The organism is Kitasatospora terrestris, assembly GCF_039542905.1.
Taxonomy (GTDB): domain Bacteria; phylum Actinomycetota; class Actinomycetes; order Streptomycetales; family Streptomycetaceae; genus Kitasatospora; species Kitasatospora terrestris.
Genome location: NZ_BAABIS010000001.1, coordinates 802716 through 827577, shown reverse-complemented (window position 1 = coordinate 827577; position 24862 = coordinate 802716). Strand labels below are relative to the sequence as shown.

The 24862-nt window shown below is 74.6% G+C and carries 27 protein-coding genes; 11 read left to right on the top strand and 16 right to left on the bottom strand.

Annotation, left to right across the window (positions count from 1 at the left end; genetic code table 11):
• Positions 1 to 20: 20 nt before the first annotated feature.
• A complete protein-coding gene (locus ABEB06_RS04100) occupies positions 21 to 434 on the bottom strand; it encodes a VOC family protein (RefSeq protein WP_345695391.1) in 414 nt (137 codons plus the stop codon).
• Between the two features lie 171 nt (positions 435 to 605).
• Complete coding sequence (locus ABEB06_RS04095) at positions 606 to 983, bottom strand: hypothetical protein (RefSeq protein ID WP_345695390.1); 378 nt, start codon at positions 981 to 983, stop codon at positions 606 to 608.
• Positions 984 to 1134: 151 nt separating this feature from the next.
• On the opposite strand from ABEB06_RS04095, the gene ABEB06_RS04090 reads away from it, so the two are divergent.
• Both ABEB06_RS04090 and ABEB06_RS04085 read left to right on the top strand, forming a co-directional pair.
• Positions 1135 to 1335, top strand: coding sequence for a hypothetical protein (locus ABEB06_RS04090; RefSeq protein ID WP_345695389.1), 201 nt, complete (start codon positions 1135 to 1137; stop codon positions 1333 to 1335).
• 177 nt (positions 1336 to 1512) lie between these two features.
• Entirely contained in the window at positions 1513 to 1710 is a 198-nt protein-coding gene (locus ABEB06_RS04085; RefSeq protein ID WP_345695388.1) for a hypothetical protein, read from the top strand.
• A 6-nt stretch (positions 1711 to 1716) separates the two neighbouring features.
• Here the strand turns inward: ABEB06_RS04085 and ABEB06_RS04080 are convergent, their stop codons facing one another.
• A complete protein-coding gene (locus ABEB06_RS04080; protein WP_345695387.1) occupies positions 1717 to 2553 on the bottom strand; it encodes a glycerophosphodiester phosphodiesterase in 837 nt (278 codons plus the stop codon).
• A gap of 197 nt (positions 2554 to 2750) precedes the next feature.
• On the opposite strand from ABEB06_RS04080, the gene ABEB06_RS04075 reads away from it, so the two are divergent.
• Positions 2751 to 3656, top strand: a complete 906-nt coding sequence (locus ABEB06_RS04075; protein WP_345695386.1) for a CAP domain-containing protein — start codon at positions 2751 to 2753, stop codon at positions 3654 to 3656.
• 354 nt (positions 3657 to 4010) lie between these two features.
• Here the strand turns inward: ABEB06_RS04075 and ABEB06_RS04070 are convergent, their stop codons facing one another.
• Entirely contained in the window at positions 4011 to 4832 is an 822-nt protein-coding gene (locus ABEB06_RS04070) for a class I SAM-dependent methyltransferase (protein WP_345695385.1), read from the bottom strand.
• Positions 4833 to 4866: 34 nt separating this feature from the next.
• On the bottom strand, positions 4867 to 5856 hold the full coding sequence (locus ABEB06_RS04065; RefSeq protein ID WP_345695384.1) for a tellurite resistance/C4-dicarboxylate transporter family protein: 990 nt from the start codon (positions 5854 to 5856) through the stop codon (positions 4867 to 4869).
• Between the two features lie 119 nt (positions 5857 to 5975).
• Here ABEB06_RS04065 and ABEB06_RS04060 point away from each other — a divergent pair, with 119 nt between their 5' ends.
• From ABEB06_RS04060 to ABEB06_RS04035, 6 genes are all read left to right on the top strand, one after another.
• Positions 5976 to 6416: a hypothetical protein gene (locus ABEB06_RS04060; RefSeq protein WP_345695383.1), complete on the top strand. Its 441-nt coding sequence runs from the start codon at positions 5976 to 5978 to the stop codon at positions 6414 to 6416.
• Positions 6417 to 6472: 56 nt separating this feature from the next.
• Entirely contained in the window at positions 6473 to 7105 is a 633-nt protein-coding gene (locus ABEB06_RS04055) for a GNAT family N-acetyltransferase (protein ID WP_345695382.1), read from the top strand.
• Positions 7105 to 7512: a DUF6193 family natural product biosynthesis protein gene (locus tag ABEB06_RS04050; protein ID WP_345695381.1), complete on the top strand. Its 408-nt coding sequence runs from the start codon at positions 7105 to 7107 to the stop codon at positions 7510 to 7512. Before ABEB06_RS04055 ends, ABEB06_RS04050 begins: the two co-directional genes overlap by 1 nt.
• A 221-nt stretch (positions 7513 to 7733) precedes the next feature.
• Positions 7734 to 8234, top strand: coding sequence for a cupin domain-containing protein (locus ABEB06_RS04045; RefSeq protein ID WP_345695380.1), 501 nt, complete (start codon positions 7734 to 7736; stop codon positions 8232 to 8234).
• A gap of 205 nt (positions 8235 to 8439) precedes the next feature.
• Positions 8440 to 8997: an SUKH-4 family immunity protein gene (locus ABEB06_RS04040; protein ID WP_345695379.1), complete on the top strand. Its 558-nt coding sequence runs from the start codon at positions 8440 to 8442 to the stop codon at positions 8995 to 8997.
• Between the two features lie 120 nt (positions 8998 to 9117).
• Complete coding sequence (locus tag ABEB06_RS04035) at positions 9118 to 9555, top strand: VOC family protein (protein ID WP_345695378.1); 438 nt, start codon at positions 9118 to 9120, stop codon at positions 9553 to 9555.
• A 56-nt stretch (positions 9556 to 9611) separates the two neighbouring features.
• On the opposite strand, the gene ABEB06_RS04030 is transcribed toward ABEB06_RS04035, so the two are convergent.
• Positions 9612 to 11471: an arabinofuranosidase catalytic domain-containing protein gene (locus ABEB06_RS04030; protein WP_345695377.1), complete on the bottom strand. Its 1860-nt coding sequence runs from the start codon at positions 11469 to 11471 to the stop codon at positions 9612 to 9614.
• A gap of 190 nt (positions 11472 to 11661) precedes the next feature.
• Here ABEB06_RS04030 and ABEB06_RS04025 point away from each other — a divergent pair, with 190 nt between their 5' ends.
• Positions 11662 to 12723: a LacI family DNA-binding transcriptional regulator gene (locus tag ABEB06_RS04025; protein WP_345695376.1), complete on the top strand. Its 1062-nt coding sequence runs from the start codon at positions 11662 to 11664 to the stop codon at positions 12721 to 12723.
• Positions 12724 to 12776: 53 nt separating this feature from the next.
• On the opposite strand, the gene ABEB06_RS04020 is transcribed toward ABEB06_RS04025, so the two are convergent.
• From ABEB06_RS04020 to ABEB06_RS03980, 9 genes are all read right to left on the bottom strand, one after another.
• Complete coding sequence (locus ABEB06_RS04020; protein ID WP_345695375.1) at positions 12777 to 13853, bottom strand: aldose epimerase family protein; 1077 nt, start codon at positions 13851 to 13853, stop codon at positions 12777 to 12779.
• 101 nt (positions 13854 to 13954) lie between these two features.
• The gene (locus ABEB06_RS04015) at positions 13955 to 14977 is read right to left on the bottom strand and encodes a LacI family DNA-binding transcriptional regulator (RefSeq protein ID WP_345701732.1); all 1023 of its coding nucleotides are present in this window, start codon (positions 14975 to 14977) and stop codon (positions 13955 to 13957) included.
• 71 nt (positions 14978 to 15048) lie between these two features.
• On the bottom strand, positions 15049 to 16062 hold the full coding sequence (locus tag ABEB06_RS04010; RefSeq protein WP_345695374.1) for an ABC transporter permease: 1014 nt from the start codon (positions 16060 to 16062) through the stop codon (positions 15049 to 15051).
• Positions 16059 to 17024 (bottom strand): ABC transporter permease, encoded by a 966-nt coding sequence (locus tag ABEB06_RS04005; protein ID WP_345695373.1) that lies wholly within the window; start codon positions 17022 to 17024, stop codon positions 16059 to 16061. Before ABEB06_RS04005 ends, ABEB06_RS04010 begins: the two co-directional genes overlap by 4 nt.
• Positions 17021 to 18667 carry a sugar ABC transporter ATP-binding protein gene (locus ABEB06_RS04000; RefSeq protein WP_345695372.1) on the bottom strand — a complete coding sequence of 549 codons (1647 nt, stop codon included), beginning with the start codon at positions 18665 to 18667 and terminating at the stop codon, positions 17021 to 17023. The genes ABEB06_RS04005 and ABEB06_RS04000 overlap by 4 nt, the downstream gene beginning before the upstream one ends.
• Before the next feature lie 103 nt (positions 18668 to 18770).
• Complete coding sequence (locus ABEB06_RS03995) at positions 18771 to 19880, bottom strand: ABC transporter substrate-binding protein (protein ID WP_345695371.1); 1110 nt, start codon at positions 19878 to 19880, stop codon at positions 18771 to 18773.
• Positions 19881 to 20272: 392 nt separating this feature from the next.
• Positions 20273 to 21337, bottom strand: a complete 1065-nt coding sequence (locus ABEB06_RS03990) for a polyprenyl synthetase family protein (protein WP_345701731.1) — start codon at positions 21335 to 21337, stop codon at positions 20273 to 20275.
• Positions 21338 to 21492: 155 nt separating this feature from the next.
• Positions 21493 to 22101 carry an HhH-GDP family DNA glycosylase gene (locus ABEB06_RS03985; protein WP_345695370.1) on the bottom strand — a complete coding sequence of 203 codons (609 nt, stop codon included), beginning with the start codon at positions 22099 to 22101 and terminating at the stop codon, positions 21493 to 21495.
• Between the two features lie 84 nt (positions 22102 to 22185).
• On the bottom strand, positions 22186 to 23049 hold the full coding sequence (locus ABEB06_RS03980; protein ID WP_345695369.1) for a LysR family transcriptional regulator: 864 nt from the start codon (positions 23047 to 23049) through the stop codon (positions 22186 to 22188).
• A 93-nt stretch (positions 23050 to 23142) separates the two neighbouring features.
• Between ABEB06_RS03980 and ABEB06_RS03975 the strand changes: the two genes are divergently transcribed.
• Positions 23143 to 23880 (top strand): SDR family oxidoreductase, encoded by a 738-nt coding sequence (locus ABEB06_RS03975; RefSeq protein ID WP_345695368.1) that lies wholly within the window; start codon positions 23143 to 23145, stop codon positions 23878 to 23880.
• Between the two features lie 12 nt (positions 23881 to 23892).
• On the opposite strand, the gene ABEB06_RS03970 is transcribed toward ABEB06_RS03975, so the two are convergent.
• Positions 23893 to 24774 (bottom strand): NmrA family NAD(P)-binding protein, encoded by an 882-nt coding sequence (locus tag ABEB06_RS03970; protein ID WP_345695367.1) that lies wholly within the window; start codon positions 24772 to 24774, stop codon positions 23893 to 23895.
• Positions 24775 to 24862: the final 88 nt, after the last annotated feature.

Genomic DNA, 24862 nt, shown 5'->3' with positions numbered 1-24862 from the left:
GGCCGGGCGCCGGACCGCTACTACTCGGCATAGGGCTGGTCGACGCCCGCGTCGCTGTGGCCGAGGCTCCAGATGTAGCCGTCCGGGTCGGCGAAGGTGCCGCCGTACCCGCCCCACGGCAGCGCGCCGGCCGGCTTGACGATCGTGGCGCCGGCCGCCGAGGCCTCCGCCATGATCTCGTCGACCCGCGCCTCGCTGCGCACGACGTACGTCAGGACCAGTCCGCTGAAGCCGCTGCCCTCCGCGTCCGTGCCCACCTGGGCGGCCAGGCCCTCGCGGTCGTAGAAGCCGACCGGCGAGGCGCCGTCCGACTCGAAGAACACCGAGATGCCGAAGTCGTTCCGGATCTTCCAGCCGAGGCCCTCGGTGTAGAACCGCTTGGCCCGGTCCAGGTCCCGGACGCCGAGCAGGATCGAGCTGACGTGCGCCTTCATGTGCGGTGCTCCTTGGGTTGGGACTGTCGCACCGGCGCGTGTTCGCCGGTCTACCGGTATGACGCGCCGGGAGACGGGAACGTGACGGACCGTCGGGCGGAACCTGCCGGGCGAACAAGGCCGACCCGGACGGCGCTCGTGCCGCAGAGGTTTCCGACCCGGTACCGCCGGTCAGTCCCCGAAGGCGTCCCGGCCGCCCGGCTCGGTCGTCAGCGACTCGCGGTAGAAGGTCAGCAGGCCGGCGAAGGTGATCAGTACCAACAGCACCCGCTCCGCTGCCCCGTCGAGGTGGTCGTGGATGATCGCGGCGACCGGGGAACCGTCGCCGCTGATCCGCGGGACGTCCTCGATCGCGACGGTGAGGGTGGTCAGGAAGAGCAGGCCGAGGACGCTCGCGGCCACGACCGGCTCCGCGATCGCGCGCGGGACGCTGCGGTGCGAGTCCTTCGCCTCTTCGGCGAGGTCGGCCGCGGAGTCGAAGCCGACCAGTGTGGCCGGACCAGTTCCACGCGAGCCGACGCGCACGTCCGCCGCCCGTTCGGCCGCCACGTCGCCGGGGTGGCCGTCGAGCCCGGGTCGGTGGACCGGTCGTGGTTACGTGTCCGCCCGTCCGGCCAGAAGCACCTGGAGGGGCCGGGGTGTGGTGCGCCCCTTCCGGCGGGGCGTCCGGCATCGCGACACATCGCCGAGGGAGCAACTGATGAAGATCACCACAAAGATCGCTCTCGGGATCGGGGTCCTCATCGGATACGTCCTGGGGCGGCTGAAGAAGGGCCGGTGGGCCATCGCCGTGGCGACGTTCTTCGCCGGACGGAGCCTCGACCTGCGGGCGCTCGCCGCGGACGCTCGGCAGAAGCTGCGCGAGGAGGTGCCCGGGGCCGCGAAGCTCTCGTCACCGTGACCGTGACTGTCCTCGCCGTGCCCAGAGATGCGGGCCGCCCCGGTCTCGTGTCCCCTGGATCGAGATCTCGGCCGCGGCTCGGCGCGGGGATCTCCGCCGCGCAGGCCGGCGCCCGTTCTGGACGGGCTCCGGCCGCGGCCGTAGTGTTCGGGGCTGCCGGACACACGGGGGAAGATCTTGAAGCGGTGGCAGCGCGGTGCGGTGATCGTCTGGGCGGTGCTGATGGCCGGCGGGTCGGCGGTGACGCTGCTCCTCGGGCAGGGGGAGGAGCCGTCGGCGGCGGTGCCGCCGGCCGTCCGGCCGTCGCCGACCCCGTCGTCCCCCTGCCAGGGCGTGAACGTGATGTGCGCCGCGACGTTCGAGAGCGGCCGCTGATCGCGGCTACGCGCTCCCCCCGCAGGAGGTCGGCTGCTGGTCGAGCCAGGCGCGGGCGGCCCCGGGGGCGTCGGTGATGAGCGCGTCCACGCCGTTGGCCCGCAGGGTCTGCCAGGTGCCGCTGTCGTTGGCGATCCAGCCGTAGACGGCCCGGCCGGCGGCGTGCTCGGCCCTGGTGCGCTCGGGGGTCGCGAGGACGTGCTCGACGGCGACGGCGGCCAGCGGCAGTCCCTCCGGGTCGCGGGCGTACCAGGAGCCCTGGATCAGCGTCAGCGGGAGGTCGGGCGCCGCCGCGTGCGCGGCCTTGAGGTGCTCGGGGTAGAAGGACGTGATCTCGATGTCCGCGCCGCTGGCGGCGGCGAGCCGGCCGATGGTCGTGGCGTCCTCCGGGCGGCCGATCTCCTTGATCTCCAGCAGCAGGTGGACGCCGGCCGCGCGCACCCAGTCCAGCAGGTCGGTCAGGTGCGGGATCGGCTGGGGGTCGCCGGGCCCGACCGTGATCCGGAGGCGGTCCAGTTCGGCGACGGTGAGGTCGGCGACCCGCCCGGCGGTGCCGGTGAGCCGTTCGAGCGTCGAATCGTGGAGGATCACCGGGACGCCGTCCTTGCTGACCAGGACGTCCGTCTCCAGCCAGTCCGCTCCGTCCCGGACGGCCGCCGCGAACGAGGCCATCGTGTTCTCCGGTGCGGTCGCGGGCGAACCGCGGTGCCCGACCACGGTCATCCGCGGGCAGGCGGGCGCCGCCCGCGCGGGCCCCGAACCGACCAGAGGCCACACCGCCGCAGTGAACAGCGCTGCGAGGGCGAGCGGCGACGCGAGGAACTCACCACGGATCCGTCCCATGGACCAGTGATAACCGGGCCGCGAGCCGTACGTATGCCAATAACGCGAGTCCGCCGGGCCGACCAGCCGATTGGCGGACAGCCTGCCCGCCCGGCGGTGCCCCAGTCAGCTTCTGTGAACATCCGCGCGATTTTCGTTATCCTCCGCCCCGGCGGGGGTCTCCTGTTGCGTAGAGCAGTTGACCTGAGGAGTGCGGAATGGCGGAGTACGCGACCGAGGACCAGGCCGGCCGGAGCGCCGCGCCCGGACGCGGGACGGGCGGCGGATCGCACCGGCGGACCGGCAGCGGCCGGCACCGGGCGAGAGCCCGGTCCGCCGCGAAGCCGCTGCTCACCGTGGTCGCGGTCGCGGCGACGGCGGCGAGCGCGGTGGTCGGGAGCAAGGTGCTGTTCACCTCCGGCCCGCAGGACGGCCGGACGGCCGCCGCCCCCGACCCCTCCCTCCCGGACGGCGACGTACCGCTCGCCTCCAGCCAGACCGCCCTGCCGCCGGTGGCCCCCTCCCCGCAGAACTCGGCGAGCCCGACCAGCCTGCCGAGCGGATCGGCCAGCACCGTCGCCGTCCAGCAGTCCAGCACCCCCACCGCCGCCCCGAGCACCCCGCGCACCACCGCTCCGTCCACCCCGCGGGCCACCCCGGCACCCACCGGCAAGCCCGGCACCGGCACCGGCGCCGACCTCGACGCCGCGGCCAACCAGGTGCTCGCCCTGATCAACCAGGCCCGCGCCGCCCAGGGCGTCGCCCCGCTGCAGATGCTCGCCGGCCTGCAGACCAGCGCGGACGCGCACAACCGCACCATGGCGGCCGGCTGCGGCCTGTCCCACCAGTGCCCCGGCGAGCCCGCCTTCGGCGACCGCGAACGCGCCGCCGGCGTCAAGTGGGGCACCGCGGGCGAGAACATCGGCGACGGCGGCCCGGTCGCCAACACCACCGACGCGATAGCCAAGATGGCCCTCGGCCTCACCAACAGCATGCTCGCCGAGCAGCCGCCCAACGACGGCCACCGCCGCAACATCCTCAACCCGGCGTTCCACCACGTCGGCATCGAGCTGCTGCGCGACGCCTCCGGCACGGTCTGGATGACCCAGGACTTCTCGGACTGAGACCGCGGGCGGTGCCGGGCGCGGGGCCCGGGGTCATCGGGGCGGGGCCGGGGGCTCCGTCGCCTCGCCGCCTCGGCGCCCGCGATCCGGATGCGGGGCCGTTCCCGGCAGGTCGTCGGGGTGCAGGACGAAGGCAGCGGCGTCGTGGCCGACCGCGTAGGCGCCCCGCGCCATGTACGGCGGGGCGGCTCGGTGTCCGGAGCGCCTCCCGGCGTCCCGCGACGGCGGTGCCCTCCGCACCGCGCCGGTGAGCGGCCACCGGCAGTTCGCACGGATGAACCGGGCCGTCCGGCCGTCAGACCATCCCCGCCCACCGCCCCTGCCCGCAGAGGGCCGTCGCGGCGGGGGAGCCGCTCACCGCAGCCGCGCCGTCGCGAGGTGGATCCTGAAGGCGCAGGGGACGCGTCCGTCCGGCGTCGTCAGGTCCCGCACCTCGGCGAAGAACGCCTCGCGCAGCCGCTCCACGGTCGCGGGATCGAGCGGGCCGAGGTCGTAGAGGCCGGCGACCGCGGCCCAGACCTGCGCCACCGGTCCGCCGAGGTCGATGGGAACGGTCTCCCAGGTCACCGCCGCGAAACCGGCCGGCCCGAGGACCTCGTCGAGCCCCTCGCGGCTGCGGGTCCTGCGGTCCCCCAACGCCGGGATGCGCTGCGAGGCCGGCGCCTGCTCGACCGTGCGCCGCACCAGGGTGAGGAACCGCTCGAACGCCTCGCCGCCGACGGCCCCGCCCCCCACCACGCAGGCCAGGAGCCCGCCGGGAGCCAGCACCCGGGCCACCTCGGCCGCGACCTGCTCGATCTCGCCCATCAGCATCAGGGCCAGGTGGGAGACGCAGGCGTCGAAGCCGTCGTCGGCGAACGGAAGCTCCTGGGCCCGGCCCTCCGCCAACCGCGCTCCGGCGAGCGCCGGTCGACGTCGCGCCAGCGCCAGGGAGTGCGGGGACAGGTCCACCCCCGCGAGGCGCTTTCCGGCCGTCCGGGACAGCAGTTCGAGCAGGTGGCCGTCGCCGCAGCCAAGGTCCAGCACGCGGGTCCTCCCGGCGACCCGGTCGCAGAGGAGCTCGTAGCTGGACCGGCCGTCCGGAGCCCGGCCGCGGCCGAACGCCTCGGTGGTCGCTGCCGGGTGCTCGGCGTGGAACGCCTGCAGGAACGCCTCGTTCGGCGCGGTGGTCGTCACCCGCCCAACCTACGCCCCACCCGTGCCCGCGCCGCTAGCCGACGGACGCGTTCCCGGGGGAGGCTTCGCGCCGGCGGGCGGTGTCGGCGACGAGCAGGGCCGCGGTGAGCAGCCACGCGGCGACGGCGATCCAGAGCAGGGCCTGGCCGAGCGGGCGCAGCCAGGCGATGTGCGCGGCGGTGGAGGTGGAGAGGGTGGCGACCGCGGTCATGCCGAGCGGGAAGACGGTGGCCCAGCGGCGGATGTTGTAGTGCAGCCGGGGGTGGCGGATCTCCGCGGTGAACAGCACCAGGTACCAGGCCAGGTCGAGGGCCAGCAGGACGAGGGTGGTCGTGCGCAGGGCGGTGTGGGCGGCTCCGGTCCAGGACGGCCAGCCGGTGAGCTTGGTGGCGGCGAGGGCGCAGATGGCGAGGGCGCCGCCGGCGATCCAGTGGTCGCCCGGTCCGGTGGTGACCTGGCGGAGGTCGAAGCGGGTCAGCGCGGCGACGTACAGGCCGATCCCGAGGACGAACGCGACCAGGGACGGCCAGATCAGCCAGGTGCCGTGGTGGGCGAGGGCGAGGGTGCCGGAGAGGACGGCGAGGCCCTCGGTGGCGACGCAGACCAGGAAGGCGGCGCCGGGCATGTGGTGGTGCCAGTGCCGCAGGACCGCGGCCAGCAGCCCGGGCCACGCCGCGGCGGCGACCGCCAGCAGGGCGGCCGCGACGCCCTGCCAGCCGAGCAGCGACAGCCGGGTGCCGAGGACGGCGGTGGCGGCGACGGCGGTGAGTGCGGGCGGGGTGTCGGCGTTGGCGGCCCACCGCTTGCGGTCGCGGAGGAAGGTGAGCGCGAACGCGGTGGCGAGCAGGGCCCACCCGGCGGCGGCGACCACGAGCAGGATCCCGGAGAGGACCGGCCGTCCGACCAGGTGCAGGCCGACGGACACGATGCCGGTGGCCATCACGGCCGATCCGGCGGCGGGTGGCAGGCGGGCCCACCAGCCCGGGGGCGCGTGGGTGTCACCGGACGGTGCCGTAGCGATCATGTGCACCATCTCAGCGTCCGCCCGGCTCCCGCGCCCGCCGGTGTGCGCCCGTCCGGGCGACGGGTGCGTGACCGGGTGGGGGTGCGGGCGGTTGGGTCTTGCGGTGAGAGGAGGCCGCTGTGCTGACCAGTCCGTCCGGGTGGGGGGCCGTGTTCCGGAACGAGCAGGAGAAGGAGGCGAACCAGCCGGGCCGGAGGCAGCCGGTGGTGCGGTGGGACGACTCCGGTGACGCGCTGGTGGTGAACGAGCACATCGGGGTCCTGGAGCCCGCGCGGCACCGCTCGGACTTCCTGAAGCTGCTGGAGGTGGACAGCCCGGTCGTGGCGGCCCTTCCCGGCCTGGGCTGGCGGGCCGTCATCCCCCGGGACGGCGGCGGGCCGGACGTCGTGGCGGACGTGCTGGGCTGGGTCGTCCGCGCCGACGGGTTCGCGACGCCGCTGGTCGTCGACGTCGAGTTGATGTCCGCCGACCGGGTCGACACCACGCACGGCGCCCGGCTCCTCCCGCCCGCTCCGCCGGAACACCCGCATCCCGTGAACCCGGGCCCGCCGGTGCCGTAGCCTCGGCGGGGATCCACGGGCGTGGATCGACGGCGTGACGCGGGGGGTGGCCGGGGATGTCGGAGACCGGGCGGTCGTGGGCGGCGGGCTGGGCGGTGTCCCGGCGGGTGCCCGCGCCGGTGGAGGTGCCGTGGGGGCTGCGGATCGAGGTCGGGCAGCCGACGCAGGTGGTCCGGCACATCGTGCTCGACACCGGGGAGGACGTGGCCCGCGGGCTGGTCGGGTCGGTCACCGAGCCGACCACGTGCGTCAAGGCGTTCGTCCCGGAGGCGGAGATGGAGCCGTGGTTCCCGTCCGGGTGGCACCCCCTCGACCCGTGCTTCTTGATGGCCGTCGACCTGCGGCCCTCGCGCGTGCGCGCGCCGGACGGGTACACGGCCTCCGTGCAGACCGCGGACGGCGTCGCGTCCGTGCGCGTCCTGGGCCCCGGCGGCGACCTCGCGGCGAGCGGCCAGGCCGGGCTGACCGACGCCGCGTGCGTCTTCGACCAGATCGTCACCGAGCCGGCCTACCGGCGGCGCGGCCTCGGGACGGTGGTGATGGGCGCGCTGACGGACGCCGCCGTCGAGCGCGGGGTGACCACGGGCATCCTGGGCGCGACCGTCGAGGGCCGGGCGCTCTACGCGACGCTGGGTTGGAAGGTGCTCGCGCCGCTGACCGGATTCGTCTACCGGCCGGTCGCGGCGTGATGAGCGGACCTGTGGAAGCGGCCTGGCGCGGGATCCTCGCCGCGGCCGGTGAACCCGCCCCGCCGGGGCGCTCGCCGCTGCTGGCGCCGTTCGCCGAGCTGGTGCGGGTGGCGCACGCCGAGCCGCTGCTGCGGCAGCTCCACCCCTGGACCGGCATGTGGGAGCTGCACTTCAGCAGGTGCACGGAGCTCCGCCACACCTGGGACATTCCCTACATCGGCACCCTCCGCGACGGCCGGTACTACGTGGAGGGGCCGAGCCGGAGCAGTCCGCGGATCGCCGAGACGGGCAGCGCGCGGCTCGCCGTCGCGATGGTCGTCGAGCGTCTGCCGCAGCCCTGCGGTCCCGCCTTCCTCGGCAGCGCCGAGGAGCTGGCGGCCCACGAGGCCGCCCGAGGCCGCGAGTAGCTCAAGGCCCGGGCTTTTCAGGGGCGCTCGGGTCCGACCGCCAGCGTCCACCGTGGCAGTGCCCGGTGAGGACGACCGGGAAGCTGCGACGGTCGGGGGGGGCGAGGGTGCGGCGGACCCGACCGGCACAGCACGGCAAGGACGTCGAACTCCCCGCGGAGATAGTTGGACGCAGTACCGTCGCTCGTGGAATCGACGGTACGAGGGGACAGGGATCCGCCATGTCGTTGATGGGGCACAAGGCCGTGCTGGTGCGCAGCGAGGAGGCCGAGACCTTCGGCCTGGGCGGGAGCACGATGCGGCTGCTCGCCGACGCGAGCGCGACCGGCGGGGCGCTGAGCACCGTCCGGGTCACCCTGGCGCGCGGCGCGGACGGGGCGACGCCGCACTTCCACACCGGCTCGTCCGAGCTGTTCTACGTCACGGAGGGCGAACTGCAGGTGCTGGTCGGCGAGGAGGTGGTCACCGCGCACGCCGGCGACCTGCTGGTGGTGCCGCCGCACCTCCCGCACGCCTTCGCGGCGCCGCGGTCCTCCGGGGCGGACCTGCTGGTCGTGATCGCCCCGGGCGTCGAGCGCTTCGAGTACTTCCGCACCCTGGAGCGGCTGCGCCGCGGCGAGGCGACCGCGGAGGAGCTGCTGGCCGGCCAGGAGCGCTTCGACAACCACTTCCTGGAGGCCCCGACCTGGCAGCAGGCCCGCGAGGCGGAGTCGTCCGGCTGACGCCGCCCGGCGTCTCGGAGCCCGCGGCCCGGAATCGCGCGCACGCGTCCCCCCTCGAGGTGACGGGACGACGGGGAGACCCGTCGCACCGTGGACGCGGCCCGGTGTGGCACGGTTGCGCCTTGCACGGGTACGCAGGTCGCGGCAGTGGGGGAGTGGCATGGACGTGGTGGACGCGCCGGGCGGGGTTCCCGACGCCGGGTGAGTGGAGCGGGTGTTCGGTGCGGACGGCGTGTGGCGGCCGACGGCGGAGCAGCTGCCGCCGGCGCTGACCCACGGGCCGACGAGGGCGTTCCTCACCGAGGTCGGGCTGCCGTGCGCGAAGGTCGGGCGGATCGGGCTGGACTCGCTCTTCCTACGGGAGGAGGGGCTGTGGGCGCAGGACGCGGACGGCCTGTACGGGGCGTCGCGGCCGACCGGTGACGGCACGGTCTCCGACAGCTGCTTCAAGCTGATGGAGCACAGCGACACGGTGTTCGTGCTGGACGCCGACAGCGGCGCGGTCGACCTGTTCAGCCCCGACGGGTGGGACTGGGGCCGCGGCTACGGCGGCCGGTACGCGCCCTCGCTGCCGCTGTTCGTCCGCGTGCTCGGCCTGGCGGCGCAGACCGTCGCGCGGGTGGACGGGATCGGCCGGGACGAGGCGATCGAGGAGTTCGACGTCCGGCTGGACGGCCTGGGTCTGCTGGAGGCCCACCCGAACCTGTGGGCCCAGGTCTTCGAGTACGTCGACGAGTACGGTGACGACGTCCCGGAGGACTGAGCCACGCGCAGCCCGGCAGTCTCGCGGCCGTCGACTCCGCGACGTCGGTCGGTGCGGACGGCCGGCCAGGAGTGCAGGATGGCGGGGACGCAGCCGACGTGCCCGAGGAGGCCCCCCAGCATGGCGATCCAGCGGATGGACAACGTCCTCATCGTGGTCGAGGACCTGGACGCGGTCATCGCGTTCCTCGTCGAGCTCGGGATGGAGCTGGAGGGCAGGGGGCCGCTCGACTGGCCGGGTGCGGAGCGGGTGATCGGGCTGGAGGACGTCCGCCAGGACATCGCGATGCTGCGGGTGCCGAACGGGCACGGCCGGGTCGAGCTGGCGCGGTTCCACCGGCCGGCGGCGATCGCCCCCGAGCCGCGGGAGGCACCGGCGAACACCCTGGGCCTGCGGCGGATCATGTTCGCCGTCGACGACATCGAGGACGTCACCGCCAGGCTGCTGGCGATCGGCGGTGAACTGGTCGGCGAGATCGTGCAGTACGAGGAGATCTACCGGCTCTGCTACGTCCGCGGCCCCGAGGGCATCGTCATCGGGCTGGCCGAGCAGCTCTGACGGCGCACGGACGGGTGCGGGGCCACGGGCCCCGCACCCCTCGGGGTGACGCCGGGTCAGCGCAGCGCGAACTTCTGGGCCGCGCTGCCGTTGCAGTCCCACAGCTGCAGGCGGGTGCCGTTCGCGGTGGCACCGCCCGGGGCGTCCAGGCAGCGGCCGGACTGCGGGTTGAGCAGCGAGCCGTCGGCCTGCTGGACCCACTTCTGGCCGCCGACGCCGTTGCAGTCCCACAGCTCGACCTGCGAGCCGTTGGCGGTGCCGTTGCCGTTCACGTCCAGGCAGCGGCCGAGGGTGCGCAGCGAGGTGTCCGCGGCGTGCGCCCAGTGCTGGTCGACCGCGTAGGACTGGCAGTTCCACAGCTGCACCGCGGTGCCGTTGGTGCCGCTGTCGTCGGCGGCGACGTCCACGCACTGCCCGCCGGGGGCGGCGACGGGGCCGCCGCCGTTGACGGTGAACTTCTGCGCGCCGGCGCCGTTGCAGTCCCACAGCTGCAGCCGGGTGCCGTTGGCGGTGTTGCCGTTGGGGTCGTCGAGGCAGCGGCCGGACTGCGGGTTGAGCAGCGAGCCGTCGGCCTGCTGGATCCACTTCTGGGCGCCGCCGCCGTTGCAGTCCCAGAGCTGGAGGGGCGTGCCGTTGGCGGTGCCGTTGCCGGTGGCGTCGAGGCAGCGGCCCAGGGTGCCGAGGGAGCCGTCGACGTTGTGGACCCAGTGCTGGTCCTCGGCGTACGACTGGCAGTTCCACAGCTGGACGCCGGCGCCGTTGATCCCGGTGTCGTCGGCGGCGACGTCGACGCACTGGCCGCCCGGCCCGGTGACGGTGCCCTGCGGGCCGTTCGGCAGGTCGGTGCGGCCGTTGTAGCCGACCGAGACGACGTTGGCCTGGACGGCGTTCTCGGTGGCGTCGCTCGGGTAGCCGTAGACCATGACACCCTCGAAGAAGGTGCCGCGGTTCCAGTTGGAGTTGTCGCCGCCGATGCCCAGGATGATGCCGCCCTCCTGCTTCATCGGGCGGTAGCCGGCGCGGCTGGGCAGCGCGCCGTTCCACCAGGTGGTGAGCTGGCCGGACTGGGAGTTGCCGCCCTTGAGGGCGTACGTGGTCTGGCCGTTGTTCTTCAGCACGGCCGTCACGAAGGGGCTGCTGTTGCCGAGGTTGGCGGTGTTGGAGCCGTTGTCGCCCTGGAACATGCCGTTCTCCAGGTCGGCCTCGATCCACGGCCCGCTGCCGGTGCACGGCGGGAAGTAGCAGGTGGTGGCGATGGAGACAGCGTCCATGTGCCCGTTGCCGGTGTCGGCGGGGGTGGCTTCGGCGTTGCCGTAGTCGAAGCAGCAGTCCGCGCCGACATGGGTGCCGCTGGCCACCATGTAGACGCCCTCGGGCTGGCCGTTGACGGCCACGCCGGAGGCGACGCCGGTGTAGCGGTAGCCGACGCCCGGGGAGATCCACACGCCGTAGACCTTGTGGCCGCCGGCGGTGACGGCGATCTCGCTGGCGTCCGCGCCCCGGTCGTTGCCCATGCCGGAGGTGCCGGCCGGGCCCGGGGTGAGGTCGTTGTGCCGGGAGGTCTGGTCGTAGATCCGGGTGATCCGGCAGCTGCTGCCGTTGCAGAACTGGTCCTGCGCCTGGGCGTTGGCGTAACCGCCGGCGGCCAGCAGGCCGATGTCGGCGGCGGCGCCGTCGCTCGCCCGGGTGACCCGGTACAGCGGGCCGTTGTAGGTGCCGAACAGGGCGCGGGTGGTGCTGTGCGCGGCGACGCAGGGGGTGCCGCCCGCGGCGTAGATGTCGCAGGGCAGCGAGGCGGCCGCGTGGCCGACCCCGGGCAGGCCGATCAGCGCGGCGACCACCAGCGCGAGGGCGGCCAGGGCCGCGCGCGCGTCGCGCCACAACTTCCTTGCGGGGAGTAAGGCTTGGCTGGACAAGGTGCGCTCCTTCTGGGTGGGGGTGCGAGGGGCGGTACCGGTCGGCGGCGCGCTGCGGGGGTGCCCGGCCGCGGGCGCGCACGTGCTGGCGGTTCATCGGCGACCTTGTATTCTCACGTTGTAGTAGCGGCGTCGAGGCGTTGCCGGCCCCGCTCCCTCGCGCACGGCCGGCGGGAGGAGGGGTGCGGTCTTGTCCGTACCGAGCGGCAGTGGCAACGGCAGTGGCGGTGGCGGCGCAGCGGCGCCGCGGTTGAAGGACGTGGCCGAGCTGGCCCGGGTCTCCGTGAAGACCGTCTCCAACGTGGTGAACGGGACGACGCCGGTGGCGGAGGCGACCCGGGAGCGGGTGCAGCGGGCGATCGACACCCTCGGCTACCAGCCCAACGTGATGGCCCGCCGGCTGCGGACCGGCCGCAGCGGCGTCATCGCGCTGGCCTTCCCCGAGCTGCCGTCACCGTACTTCGCGGAGCTCGCGGTGGAGGTCATCGCGGCGGCCCGCCGGGTGGGCATCACGGTGCTGATGGACGACACCGGCGGCGACCCGGCGGCGGAGCTGCGGATCGCCTCGGGCCTGGGCGCCCCGATGATCGACGGGGTGATCCTCAGCCCGCTGGGCCTGGACCGGGCGGCGCTGCTGGCCCGCGACCGGGAGATCCCGCTGGTGCTGCTCGGCGAGGCCGACCTCGGGCCGGTCGCCGACCGGGTGCACATCGACAACGTGGCCGGCGCCCGCGAGGTGACCCGCCACCTGCTGGACGAGGGCTACCGCCGGATCGCCGCCATCGGCTGGCAGGACCCGGCCCCGCGGGCCACCGCCGAGCAGCGGCTCGCCGGGTACCGGGAGGCCCTGGAGGACGCCGGGCTGACGGTGGACCCGCAGCTGCTGCCGCCGGTGCGCGCGTACTTCCGTCCCGACGGCGCCTCCGCGATGCGGCGGCTGCTGCGCCTGCCGCAGCGGCCCGACGCGGTGTTCTGCTTCAACGACCTGCTGGCGCTCGGCGCGCTGCGGGCCGCGCACGAGGCCGGGCTGCGGGTGCCCCAGGACCTGGCGATCGTCGGGTTCGACGACGTGGAGGAGGCGGCGTACGCGATCCCTTCGCTCACCACGGTCGCCCCCGACAAGCGGCTGATCGCGGAGCTCGCGGTGCGCTGCCTGGAGGAGCGGATCGAGCAGCGCTACACCGGGCCGGGTCGGCGGATCACGCCGGGTTTCCGGGTCGTGGTGCGGGAGAGCAGCACGCTCGCCCGCTGACCACGGCCTGCCCGTGACCGCTCCCCGGGCGGTCACGACCGTTTCCCGGCCGGTCACGACCGCTCCCCGCGCGGCGCGGTCAGGTGCGGGAAGCGGAACTCGGTGGTGCTGCGCCGCGGGGGGCCGGGGCGCAGCACGGTGTCGGGGTAGCCGGGCCGGTTGGGCGCGTCGGGGAAGTGCTGGGCCTCCAGGCACACCCCGGCGTGCCGCGGGTGCGGGGCGCCGTCGAGGCCGTTGCCGGTGTAGACCTGCAGGCCGGGCTCGGTGGTCCACACCTCCATCCGGCGCCGGCTGGCGGGGTCGCGCAGGCGGGCGGCGCGGCGCAGCGCGCCGGGTGCGGGCGGCGGGGCGAGGACGAAGCAGTGGTCGTAGCCGCCGGCCCGGCGCAGCTGGGGGTCGGGGTGGGCGAGGCGTTCGCCGAGCCGCTGGGGGACGCGCAGGTCGAAGGGGGTGCCGACGGTGGGCACGGGCGCCCCGAGCGGGATCGCGGCGGCGTCCACGGGCAGGTACGCGTCGGCGTCGACGGCGAGGCGGTGGTCGAGCACGTCGGTGCGGTCGGGGCCGGCGAGGTTGAAGTAGGCGTGGTGGGTGAGGTTGACCGGGGTGGGCCGGTCGGTGCGGGCGGTCCAGTCCAGCCGCAGGGTGCCGGAGCGTTCCAGGGTGTAGACGGCGGTGACGTGCAGGGCGCCGGGGAAGCCCATGTCGCCGTCGGGGCTGTGCAGGTCGAGGCGGAGCGCGGCGCCGGTGCGGCCGGACGCGGCGGTGGCCCGCCAGGTGCGGCGGTGGAAGCCGTCGGGTCCGCCGTGCAGGGCGTGGCCGCGGTCGTTGGCGGGGACGCGGTGGGCCGTGCCGTCGAGCTCGAAGCGGCCGTGGGCGATGCGGTTGGCGTAGCGGCCGATCAGCGCGCCGAGGTAGGCGGTGTCGGCGGTGTAGCCGTCCAGGCTGTCGTGGCCGAGGACGACGGTCGCGGTCCGGCCCTCGGGGTCGGGCACGTCGAGGCGGTGCAGGACGCCGCCCAGCTCCAGCACCTCGGCGCGGACGCCGGTGCCGGCGTCGAGCGTCCAGCGGGCGACGGGGGTGCCGTCGGGCAGGGTGCCGAACGGGCTGCGGGTGACGGACGGGAGCGGCAACGGGGGTCCTTCGACGGTGACGGCCCGCCAGGGAGACGGGTGGACGGGTGCCAGGGGCGGCCGGCTGCCAGGGGCGGCCGGGTCCCGGGCAGGGCCGGGTTTCAGGCGCGGCCGGCGGTGGACTCGCGGACGACCAGGGTGTGGCTGGGCAGGATGCGGCGCGGCCGGGGCGGGACGGGGTCGGTGGCGGCCTCGATCCTGGTGATCAGGCAGTCGACGGCGAGCCGGGCGATGGCGGCCTTGTCGGGGGCGATGGTGGTGAGGGTGACGGCGCCGTAGCGGCCGTCCTCGATGTCGTCGAACCCGACCACGGCGATCTCCTCGGGCACCCGCACGCCGCGCTCGGCGAGGACGCGCAGCGCGCCGAGGGCGACCAGGTCGTTGTAGGCGAACACCGCGTCGGGCGGTTCGGGCAGGTCGAGCAGGCGGGTCATGGCCACGGCGCCGTCCAGGCGGTCGTAGCCGTCGGTGGCGACCACCAGGTCCTCCCTCGGGGTCCGGCCGGTGGCGAGGAGCTCCTCCCGCCAGCCGCGCAGCCGCAGGTGGGCGGGTTGCCGGCGGCTGTCGCGGCGGGCGCCGACGAAGGCGATCCGGCGCCGGCCGAGGCCGATCAGGTGGCGGACGGCGAGCCGGGCGGCGGCCACGTTGTCGATCGCGATGTGGTCGAACGGGGCGTCGTACTCGCGCTCGCCGAGCAGGACCAGCGGCGGCCCGGCCCGGCGGCGCAGCAGGTCGTCGTTCTCCAGGTGGATGGGGCTGAGGATCAGCCCGTCGATCAGGTGGGAGCGGAAGCCGAGGGAGACCAGGGTCTCCTTGGTGCGCAGCCCGGCGGTGTGGTCGAGCAGGACGGTGTGGGCGTGGTGCGCGGCCGCGTCGATGACGGCGGCGGCCAGGTCCGCGAAGTACGGGTTGCCGAGCTCCGGGACGGCGAGCGCGATGATGCCGCTGCGACCGGTCCGCAGGTGGCGGGCGGTGGCGTTGGGACGGTAGCCGAGTTCGTCGATGGCGCGCTGGACGCGGTCGCGGGTGTCGGGTCTGACGTGCGGGTAGTCGTTGACCACGTTGGAGACGGTCTTGACGGACACCCCGGCCCGCATCGCGACGTCCTTGAGGCTCACGCCCACGGCCCTGGTCTCCCTCGGCTCGGTTCCGTCCTGGTCGGCGGCGGGTCGCGGCCCGCCCGGTGCGGTGGTGCTCACTCGTCCTGGCGCCCTCGGTGGAGCAGCGCCTGGGCGAGGACGACGGCGGCGAGGAAGCCGCCGTTGACGGTGTCGGTGACGGCGGAGCCGAACTGCGAGGCGGACCGGTCGATCAGGTTGTGGATCACCGACAGCAGCAGGACGCCCGCGACGGTGCCGCCGACCGAGCCGCTGCCGCCGGTCAGCAGGGTGCCGCCGATCACCACCGAGGCGATGGCGGTGAGTTCGTAGCCGACGCCGACGGTGGTGACGCCCGAGCCGAGCCGGGCGCTGCCGAGCGCGCCGGCCGCACTGGCCAGCGTCGCGGACAGCACGTACACCAGGGTCTTGGTCCGGGCGACGGGCAGGCCCATCAGCCGGGCGGCGTGCTCGTTGCCGCCGACGGCGGTGGTGGTGGCGCCGAACCGGGTGCGGGCGAGCAGCAGCGCCCCGAGCCCGAACAGGACGGCGGCGATCAGCACCGGCGTCCAGGTGCCCTCGCCGAGCGAGCGGAACGCCGAGTCGCGCGGGACCAGGTACGTGGTGGTGCCCTCGTCGGTGATCACCTGCAGCAGGCCGCGGGCACCGAGCAGACCGGCGAGCGTCACGATGAACGGCGCCATGCCGGCCCGGGCGACCAGCAGCCCGTGCACGCAGCCCCACGCGGCGCCGACCACCAGCGGCACCAGCAGGGCGGCCCAGGTCCCGTGGTGCTGCGCGGCCCACGCGGCCAGGACCCCGCCGAGCGCGTACATCGAGCCGACCGACAGGTCGATGCCGCCGGTGAGGATGACGAAGGTCAGCCCGAGGGCGAGCAGCCAGACGAAGGCGTTGTTGCCGAGGACGGCGCCGAGGTTGTCCGCCCCGGCGAAACCGGGCGAGAAGACCGCGGCCGGCAGCACCACCAGGGCGAGGACGCTGAGCGCGCCGTGCCGCTGGATCCGGCCGGCGAGCCGCTCGGAGGCGGTCTCGCCGCTTGGCCGCGCACCGCGGCGCGAGGCCCGGGCGGCGGCGGGGGAGGACGTGCTCATCGGGTACCACGCTCCTGGGAGGCGTACACGGCGAAGCAGATGACGGCCGCTTCGACGATCTTGGTGATGGAGCCGTGCACGTCGTGCTGGGTGAGCACGGCGGTGATCAGCTGCATGAACAGCGCCCCGGCGACGGTCCCCAGCACCCGGACGCTGCCGCCCGCCAGCGGGGTGCCGCCGACCACCACGGCGGTGATCGCGTCGAGTTCGACGTTGCGGCCCTGGTTGGCGGGGTCCGCCTCCGCGCCGTGCCCGACGATCACCGCGCCGGCCAGCGCGGCGAGCACCCCGGAGAGCAGGTAGACCGTCAGCAGCACGCGGCGCACCGGCAGCCCGGCCAGCCGGGCGGCCCGCCGGTTGTCGCCGATCGCCACCAGCTGCCGGCCGAAGGTGGTGCGGTGCACCAGCACGGCGGTCAGCGCCACGCACCCGGCGGCCAGCCACGCGGTCAGCGGCACGCCTGCGAACGCGTCCGAGCCGAGCGAGAGCAGCGCCGGGTCGGTGACCGGCTTGGCGGAGGCGCCGTTGATCAGCGAGGCGACGCCGCGCACACCGATCATCAGGGCGAGCGTCGCCACGATCGGCTGCACCCGGGTGAACGCCACCATCGCGCCGCCCGCCAGCCCGCTGACCGCGCCGAGCGCGACGGCGACCAGCAGCGCGACCGGCAGGCCCCAGCCGATGTACAGCGGGACGACCGCGGCGGCCAGCGCGATCACCGCGCCCACCGACAGGTCGACGCCCTCGGTGCCGATCACCAGCGCCATGCCGAGCGCGACCAGCAGCGTCGGCGCGACCTGGAACAGCTGGATCCGGACGTTCCCGGCGGACAGGAAGCCGGTGTCCAGCACCACGGCGGCCAGGAACAGCACGGCCAGCGCCGCGTACACGCCGTAGCGCCGCAGCAGGTGCGGGGCGGGACCGCGGCGGCGCAGGGTGCCCGCGAGGACCGGGGCGCTCATCGGATCGCTCCGTTCGGGGTGGGGTTCGGGTTCGGGTCGTCGGTGCCGTCCGGGTCCTCCCGGACGGCCGGCGGTTCGTGGGCGAGGGCGTCGAGCAGGCCGTCGGCGCTGACGTTGTCGCCGGTCAGCTCGTCGACCACCACGCCGTCCTTGAGCACCAGCACGCGGTCCGCGCCGGCGATCAGCTCCTCCGCGTCGGAGGAGACCAGCAGCACGCCGAGGCCGTCCGCCGCGAGCTCGTCGATCAGGGCCTGCACCTCCGCGCGGGCACCGACGTCGATGCCACGGGTCGGCTCGTCCAGCAGCAGCACCTTCGGGCCGAGGCAGAGCCAACGGGCCAGCAGCACCTTCTGCTGGTTGCCGCCGGACAGGTCGGCGACCTTCTGGTCCGGGCTCGCCGCCTTGATCCGCAGCCGCGCGACGAACCGGTCGACGATCTCGTCCTGCCGGGCCCGCGAGACGATGCCCGCCCGGGACAGCCGGGGCAGCGCGGCCAGCACGATGTTCTCCCGCACCGACAGGCCCGGGACGATCCCCTCCGCCTTGCGGTCCTCCGGCAGCAGCACCACACCCGCCCGGATCGCGGCCGCCGGGCTGCGTCGGGCCAGCACCCGACCGTCCACCTCCACCCGGCCGGCGTCCGCGCCGAGCGCGCCGACCACCGCCTTCGCGGTCTCGCTGCGCCCCGAGCCGAGCAGGCCGCCCAGGCCCAGCACCTCGCCCCGGTGCACGTCGAAGCCGACACCGTGCACCTTGTGCCGGACCGCCAGGTCGCGGGCGCGCAGGGCCGGCGGGCCGTCGTCCGGGTGGCCGTCGTTCGGGTGGCCGCGGCGTCCGTCACGGGCACGGGCGGTGCGGTCGCGGGCCGCGCCGAGCTCCCGGCCGAGCATCATCGCCACCAGGTCGAGCCGGGCCAGCCCGGCGAGCGCGCCGCTGTGCACCACCCGGCCGTCGCGCAGCACGGTGACGTCGTCGCAGATCGCGTACAGCTCGTCCATCCGGTGGCTGACGTACACCACCGCGATGCCCTGCGCGGTGAGGTCGCGGACCACCGCGAACAGGGTGTCCACCTCGCGCGGCTCCAGCGAGGACGTCGGCTCGTCCATGATGACGACCCGGGCGTCCACCCGCACCGCGCGGGCCAGGGCCACCATCTGCTGGGCGCCGAGGCCCAGTTCGCGCAGCGGCCGGGTGACGTCGGTGTCCACGCCGTACCGGACCAGCAGCTGCGCCGCCTCCCGCTCCATGCGGCGGACGTCCAGCAGGCCGCGGCGGCGCGGCTCGCGACCGAGGAAGAGGTTGCGGGCCACCGACATCATCGGGACCAAGTTCACCTCCTGGTGGACGGTCGAGATCCCGGCCCGCTGCGCCTCCAGCGGGGTGCGGAAGTTCCTTTCCCGACCGGCCAGTTCGATCCGCCCGCCGTCCGGCTGGTGGACGCCGGTGAGGACCTTGATCAGGGTGGACTTGCCGGCGCCGTTCTCGCCGACCAGGGCGTGCACCCGGCCGGGCCGCAGCGTCAGCCCGACGCCGTGCAGGGCGTGGACGCCCGCGAAGCTCTTGTCGATCCCGGTCGCCGCCAGAACGGGGCCGGCGGCCGCGCTCTGCTGCCCGGCCGGGACGGCCGGTTCGGCCTGGGCCATGGGTCTGCTCCTCCTACCGGTGGTGAGGGGTCCGGGGTGGTCCGCCGCCGGGGCTGCGCGCTGCCACGCGCCGTCCCCGACGACGGGGCCGGTGGGGGCGGGATCAGTACACGAGGCCCTGGGCGAGCGCCTGCCGGGCGTTCTCCGCGGTGAAGTGGCCGTCCTTGATGATCACCTTCGGCTGGACGCCGGCGGAGCCGTAGAAGTCCTGCAACGACTGGAACGCCAGCGGGCCGAACCGCGGATTGGTCTCGATGTCCGCCACCAGCTGCCCGTCCACCACGCCCTGCACCGCCTGCCGGATGCCGTCGATGGAGACGATCCTGATGTCCTTGCCGGGCGTCCTGCCCGCCGAACGCATCGCCTGGATCGCCCCCAGCGCCATGCCGTCGTTCTCGGCGTACACCGCGGTGATGTCCGGGTGCGCCTGGAGCAGCTGCTCCATCACCTTCTGACCCTCGGTCTGGTCGAAGTTCGCCGTCTGCGAGGCCACCACCTGCAGGTTCGGGTACTTCGCGGCGACCTGGTCGGTGAAGCCCTTCGTGCGGTCCGCCGACACGTTGTTGCCCGGCGTGCCCTGCAGGATCGCCACGTGCGCCTGACCGCCGGTGGCGGCCGCCAGGTCGTCGGCGGCGATCTGCGCCTGCCCGTAGAAGTTCGAGCCGATGAACGCGACGAAATCGCTGCACGCCGCGCCCGTCACCGTCCGGTCGATGGTCAGCACCGGAATCTTCTTCGCCTTCGCCGCCGCCAGCGCCGGGCCCAGGCCGTCCGAGTTCTCCGGCGCCACGATCAGCACCTGCGCGCCCTGCGCGATCATGTCCTGGATCTGCGCGTTCTGCGCGTTGACGTCGGCGTTCGCGTTGCGCTCGATCAGCTTCACGCCGAGCCTCTTCGCCTCCGCCTCGATGCTCGCGGTCTCCGCCGCGCGGAACGGATTGCTGGTCGACTCCGACTGCGAGAACCCCACCACGGTCTTGCCGTCGGTCAGGTTCAGCTTCGGCGCACCGTAGGCGTCCGCGGTGCAACCGGGGCCGCTCGCACCGGCCGACGGAGACACGACCTGCTGGGCCGCCGCACTGTTGTCGCCGGCCCCCGGGCTGCGCCCGGACGCCGTGCCGTTGCCCTGGTTGGTGCACGCGGACGCCGACACGCACAGCCCGGCGACGAGCAGCGCGGCGACAGCGGACTTGGCGCGCTGGGTGGGGTTCATACGCCCGATCACATCCTTGACTGCGGGGGATTGTCTGCGGGGGAGGACGAAGGGGAGCGCCGGCGCTACCCGTCGGTTTCCAACGTTGCAGAGGGACTGTGGGGCATCCGCCGAGAGGCTGTCAAGAACTCGCGCATCCCGGCCGGGCGAATTGAAGAGCCGTCAACTGGCTTTGAACAGCGGCAATCTGCGCATGCGTCGCAGCGCGGGGACGGATTCCTGCGAGAGGTCTGGACAAGGTCGGGGTGTCCTGCTGAGATGCCTGCGTGTCCACGGTTTCCAACGTTGTGAAAACGGCGCGGCGGCACAGGAACGGCCGTGGACCGGGGGCAGCAGCCCGGGTCCACGGCCGGACGTCGGTGCTCTGGAGCTCGGTGTTCCGGAGGCCGGTACTACCGGTCGCGTGCGACGGTCCAGGTCGGGAGGTGCTCGAAGAACGCCACGGCCTCCGCGCGCCAGTGCCCCCGCCAGCCGCCGGCGACGGCCGCCGCCTCGCGTGCGTGGCGGCCGGCCTCGGCGCGCAGCGCCGCGTCGACGCCGTGCGCCCGCGCGATCTCGCGGACGCGGTCGAGGGTGTCGTCGTCGCAGTCCGGGTCCCCGAGGGCGGAGTCCAGCACCCTGCGCTCGCCCGCGTCGACGGCGGCCAGCAGCGCGCGGACCACGTAACTGTGCCGCCCGGAACGGATGTCGGACCCGGCCGACTTGCCGATGGACCCCGGATCGCCGAACAGGTCGAGCCAGTCGTCGTGGATCTGGTTGGCGATGCCCAGCGCCGTGGCGTACGCGCTCAACCCGCCGTCGTGCGGGGCGGGATCGGCGCCGGCGGCGAGCAGGCCCATCCGCAGCGGCGCCAGCACCGAGTACCGGCTGGACTTGTACTCGGTGACCGCGTGCAGCAGCGGGAGGTCGGGGGCCGGACGGAAGTCCCGTTCCAGGTCCAGCACCTGCCCGGCGACCGTGCTCGCCCCCACGTCCGCGTGCACCGCCGCCAGGGCCACCGCGAGCGCCGGCGGCAGGCCACCGGTCAGCAGGACGCGCATCGACAGGAACGCGGCCAGGTCGCCCGCCAGGACGGCGAGCGCCAGTGCGGTGTCCGGACGGTCCGGGAACTCGTGGCGGTAGGCGTAGTACGTCGAAGGGCCGCCCCGGCGCACCGGCGAGTCGTCGATGATGTCGTCGTGGATCAGGCCGTGCGCGTGCAGCAACTCGATGGCGATCGCCGCCTCGTCCAGCCCGGCCACCTCCTCGCCGGTCACCAGCGCCGCCGCCTCGTGCAGCACCACCACCCGCAGCCGCTTCCCACCGCGCAGCGCCAGCTCCCGCACCAGGTCGAGCGCCCGCGCGGGGAACGCGCCGTACGGCGGGAGGTCCAGGCCGCCCCGGCGGCCGGCCAACGAGTCGAAGTACGCCGCGAAGCGCTCGTCGAACCGGCGCTGGTGACCGGCGGCGCGCCGCATCAGGGCCGAGAGATCGTCATTCACCGCCCCAGCCTCGCACGCCCGGTCGCCCCGCCGAGCGGCCCTCCCGGGGGCGACCACCTCCCGCCGCTGCGCGCGCCCGGCGCAATCCTGCGCGCGATCGAGGAGGCCGCGGCTGGCCTCGAACAGCGGGCTCAGGCAGCCCGCGACGTGAAACGCCAGACGGCGTGCTCCAGTCCGCCGCGGTCGTGACCAAGAACGGCGGCGGCCTCCTCGCAGACGGCTCGCAGCTCCTCGTACCCGAGCTCCGGGACACCGGCCCCGGCGGCGAACGTCCGGAGGTGGACGTCGACGGCGACGTGCGAGCGGCCGACGAGGTTGCCGATGTAGTCGACGGTCTTCGGCCCCACGCCCTTGACCCTCCGCAGCGCGGCCCGGTTGGCCGGCTCGCCGAGCCACGCGTGCAGGTCCTCGCGGGTGTCGACGCCGTTGGCGGCGAGCAGTTCGGTGGTGCCGTGGGCCGTGGCGACCCGGCGGGGGCTGTGGAACGTCATCGCGGCGGCCAGGTCCTCCGTGGCGATCCGGGCTTGGAAGCCGCGGACGGTGGCGGCGTCGGGCCATGCGGACCGGAGCTCCAGGAGCCGCGGCCGGATCTGTGACGCGTACGTGCGCCGCGCGTGGAAGCTCGCGTCGCAGATCACCGCACCCATGTGGCTCCAGCGCCCGGCCGGAGCGAACGGTCCGTCACCGAGGACCGTCCGGACGTGAGTGGCGAGCCGTTCGACTGAGCTGGGTGCGGTCATGGAGCCATCATGCTGCGCCTGTCGCTCCTCTTCCGCCGGTGTTCGAGCTGTTCCGGGGCGGTGGCCGGTGGGGCAGGGGGGCGGTCACAGTCGGGTGGCCGTGCGGACCAGGGCGGCCAGGGCAAGGGAGCGGCTGTGCGCGGGCCAGGCGATGTGGGTCACGACGGGGGGCGCATCGGTCAGGGGGACGGCCGCGTGCTCGGCCCACAGCCAGGAACGGGCGGAGTCGGGGACGACCGCCACCGTGCGGCCGAGGGCGATCAGCTGGGCCAGTTGCGTCTGGTTGTGGATCTCGGGGCCCGGGCCGGGCGCGTAGGTGCCGCGGTTGGGCCAGCGGGCGAGCGGCAGATCGGGGACGTCCCTGACGTCGGCCAGGGACAGGGCCGCGCGGGCGGCCAGCGGGTGCCCGGCCGGCAGGAGGGCGACCTGCCCCTCGGTCGTGAGCGCCTCGCTGTCGAATCCGGCGAGGGAGTTCCACGGCGTGTGCATCAGCGCGACGTCGGCGCGTCCGTCGCGCAGCAGCTCCTCCTGCTCGCACATGCCGCACAGCAGCACCTCGACCTCGGCGCTGTCGGGTTCGGCCGCGTAGGCGTCGAGCAGCTTGCGCAGCAGTTCGTGCGACGCGGCGGCCTTCACCGCGAGCACCAGCCGCTCGCGGGGGCCGCCGGGGTGGTCGGCACCCCCGGCGCGCCGGGTGCGGCGGACGGCGGCAGCGGCCGCGTCGAGGGCCGCCCGTCCCTCCTGCAGCAGCACCTCCCCGGCGCCGGTCAGCCGGACACCGCGGCGGTTGCGTTCCAACAGGCAGACCCCGAGGCGCCGTTCGAGCTGCTGGATCGCCCGCGAGAGCGGCGGCTGGGCCATGCCGAGGCGCTCGGCGGCGCGTCCGAAGTGCAACTCCTCGGCCACGGCGACGAAGTACCTCAACTCGCGGGTCTCCAGGGTGTCCACGGTCCGCAGCATACGCCGTGATACCCGCCGGGTATGACAGGGCACCGAACCGGTGTTGGCCGCACCACCCGCCCACCGGCCAGCATCATCGTCATGAGCGAAACGAAGACCGCGCTGGTGACCGGCGCGAACAAGGGCATCGGCTACGAGATCGCGGCCGGACTGGGCCGCCTCGGCTACCGCGTCGGAGTGGGAGCCCGCGATGCGACCCGACGCGAGGCCGCCGTCGAGAAGCTGCGCGCCGACGGCGTGGACGCGTTCGGCGTCCCCCTGGACGTCACCGACGACCGCAGCGTCACCGCCGCCGCGGACCTGGTCGATCGGCTGGCCGGGCGCCTGGACGCCCTGGTCAACAACGCCGGCATCCCGGGCGGGATGGGCCCGGGATGGCTGCAGGAGCCGACGGCGCTCGACCTGGACGTGGTCCGCACCGTCGTGGACACCAACGTCCTGGGCGTCGTCCGGGTGACCAACGCGATGCTGCCGCTGCTGCGGCGCTCGGCCTCGCCGCGCATCGTCAATGTCTCCAGCAGTGTCGGCTCCCTGGCCCGGCAGGCGGACCCGGACGTCGAGGTCGGCCCCGTCATGGCGGCCTACGCGCCGTCGAAGTCCTTCCTCAACGCCCTGACCCTGCAGTACGCCCGGCAGTTCGCCGGCACCGGCGTCCTCATCAACGCGGCCTGTCCGGGCCTGGTCGCGACCGACTTCACCGGCTTCTTCGGATCCCGCACCGCCGCCCAGGGCGCGGCCACCCCGATCCGGCTCGCCACCCTCCCCGACGGCGGCCCGACCGGCTGCTTCTTCGAGGACGACGGCGTCGTCCCGTGGTGACCGCAGGCGGCGTCAGGACCGGGCGGTCGGCGTGAGGTTCTGCTCGCACCACCGGCGGAAGCCGGTGGCGCCGGCGGTGCCCGGGTCACGGGGTTCGGCGTCGTAGATGCCGTTGTTCTGCGCCTCGACCATGTCGGCCATGTCCTGGACCAGGGCCGGGCTCGCGCCGCGTCGCAGCATCGTGGCGCGGAGGTCGGCGAGCGGGAGCTGCCGGTAGCGGACGGTGCGGCCCAGGGTGTCGGAGATGACCTCGGCCATGGCGTCGGGGGTGAGCTCGTCGGGGCCGGTGAACGGGACGCGGGCCCGGCCGCTCCAGGTGGTGTCGAGGAGGAGCGCGGCCGCGGCGGCGGCGACGTCGCGGGTGGCGACGGTCGGCAGCGGCCGGTCCGCGGCGTTGGCCAGGGAGAGGGTGCCCTGTTCGGTGATCGCGGCGGCCTGGTGGAGCAGGTTCTCCATGAAGAACGGGAGGGCCAGCGCCCGGTAGGGAGCACCGCTCGCCCCGATCAGTTCGTCCATGGCCAGCGCGGCGGAGAGCAGCCCGGCCCGGCCCGGGTAGCCGTGGCCCAGCGAGGTCACGCCCACGATCCGCACGCCCCGGCTCGCGGCTTCGCGGCAGGCGGGCCGGGTGAAGTCCAGGTAGTGGCGCCGGGCGTCGGCGGCGTCGTGGAATCCGGCCGGGGGGACGAGCCAGAACATCCGGTCGGCGCCTGCGAGCGCCTTCGCGATCGTGTCGGGGGCGCCGTGGGAGCCCGGCACGACCTCGGCGCGGGCGCGTACGTGCGCGGGCAGCCGGGCGGGGTCGCGGACGACCACCCGGAGGGACTCGCCGCTGTCCAGGAGGCGGTCGACGAGTCGGGCGCCGATGTCGCCGGTGGGCGTGGTGATGACGATCATGAAGTCCTCCGCGGACGCGTGGTGTCGATTGCGCAGGCCCGGTGGGGCGCCGCCGCTCGCCTTCGAGTCAACCGGGCACAACGGCGCA

What these genes read in the sequence shown, in the direction of transcription:
- ABEB06_RS03985 (WP_345695370.1), bottom strand. Translation starts at nt 22,101, where the DNA reads ATGACCGCACCCAGCTCAGTCGAACGGCTCGCCACTCACGTCCGGACG.
- ABEB06_RS03975 (WP_345695368.1), top strand. Translation starts at nt 23,143, where the DNA reads ATGAGCGAAACGAAGACCGCGCTGGTGACCGGCGCGAACAAGGGCATC.
- ABEB06_RS03970 (WP_345695367.1), bottom strand. Translation starts at nt 24,774, where the DNA reads ATGATCGTCATCACCACGCCCACCGGCGACATCGGCGCCCGACTCGTC.
- ABEB06_RS03990 (WP_345701731.1), bottom strand. Translation starts at nt 21,337, where the DNA reads ATGCGGCGCGCCGCCGGTCACCAGCGCCGGTTCGACGAGCGCTTCGCG.
- ABEB06_RS04080 (WP_345695387.1), bottom strand. Translation starts at nt 2,553, where the DNA reads ATGGGACGGATCCGTGGTGAGTTCCTCGCGTCGCCGCTCGCCCTCGCA.
- ABEB06_RS04100 (WP_345695391.1), bottom strand. Translation starts at nt 434, where the DNA reads ATGAAGGCGCACGTCAGCTCGATCCTGCTCGGCGTCCGGGACCTGGAC.
- ABEB06_RS04065 (WP_345695384.1), bottom strand. Translation starts at nt 5,856, where the DNA reads ATGATCGCTACGGCACCGTCCGGTGACACCCACGCGCCCCCGGGCTGG.
- ABEB06_RS04005 (WP_345695373.1), bottom strand. Translation starts at nt 17,024, where the DNA reads ATGAGCGCCCCGGTCCTCGCGGGCACCCTGCGCCGCCGCGGTCCCGCC.
- ABEB06_RS04045 (WP_345695380.1), top strand. Translation starts at nt 7,734, where the DNA reads ATGTCGTTGATGGGGCACAAGGCCGTGCTGGTGCGCAGCGAGGAGGCC.
- ABEB06_RS03995 (WP_345695371.1), bottom strand. Translation starts at nt 19,880, where the DNA reads ATGAACCCCACCCAGCGCGCCAAGTCCGCTGTCGCCGCGCTGCTCGTC.
- ABEB06_RS04035 (WP_345695378.1), top strand. Translation starts at nt 9,118, where the DNA reads ATGGCGATCCAGCGGATGGACAACGTCCTCATCGTGGTCGAGGACCTG.
- ABEB06_RS04050 (WP_345695381.1), top strand. Translation starts at nt 7,105, where the DNA reads ATGAGCGGACCTGTGGAAGCGGCCTGGCGCGGGATCCTCGCCGCGGCC.
- ABEB06_RS04075 (WP_345695386.1), top strand. Translation starts at nt 2,751, where the DNA reads ATGGCGGAGTACGCGACCGAGGACCAGGCCGGCCGGAGCGCCGCGCCC.
- ABEB06_RS04010 (WP_345695374.1), bottom strand. Translation starts at nt 16,062, where the DNA reads ATGAGCACGTCCTCCCCCGCCGCCGCCCGGGCCTCGCGCCGCGGTGCG.
- ABEB06_RS04000 (WP_345695372.1), bottom strand. Translation starts at nt 18,667, where the DNA reads ATGGCCCAGGCCGAACCGGCCGTCCCGGCCGGGCAGCAGAGCGCGGCC.
- ABEB06_RS04055 (WP_345695382.1), top strand. Translation starts at nt 6,473, where the DNA reads ATGTCGGAGACCGGGCGGTCGTGGGCGGCGGGCTGGGCGGTGTCCCGG.
- ABEB06_RS04090 (WP_345695389.1), top strand. Translation starts at nt 1,135, where the DNA reads ATGAAGATCACCACAAAGATCGCTCTCGGGATCGGGGTCCTCATCGGA.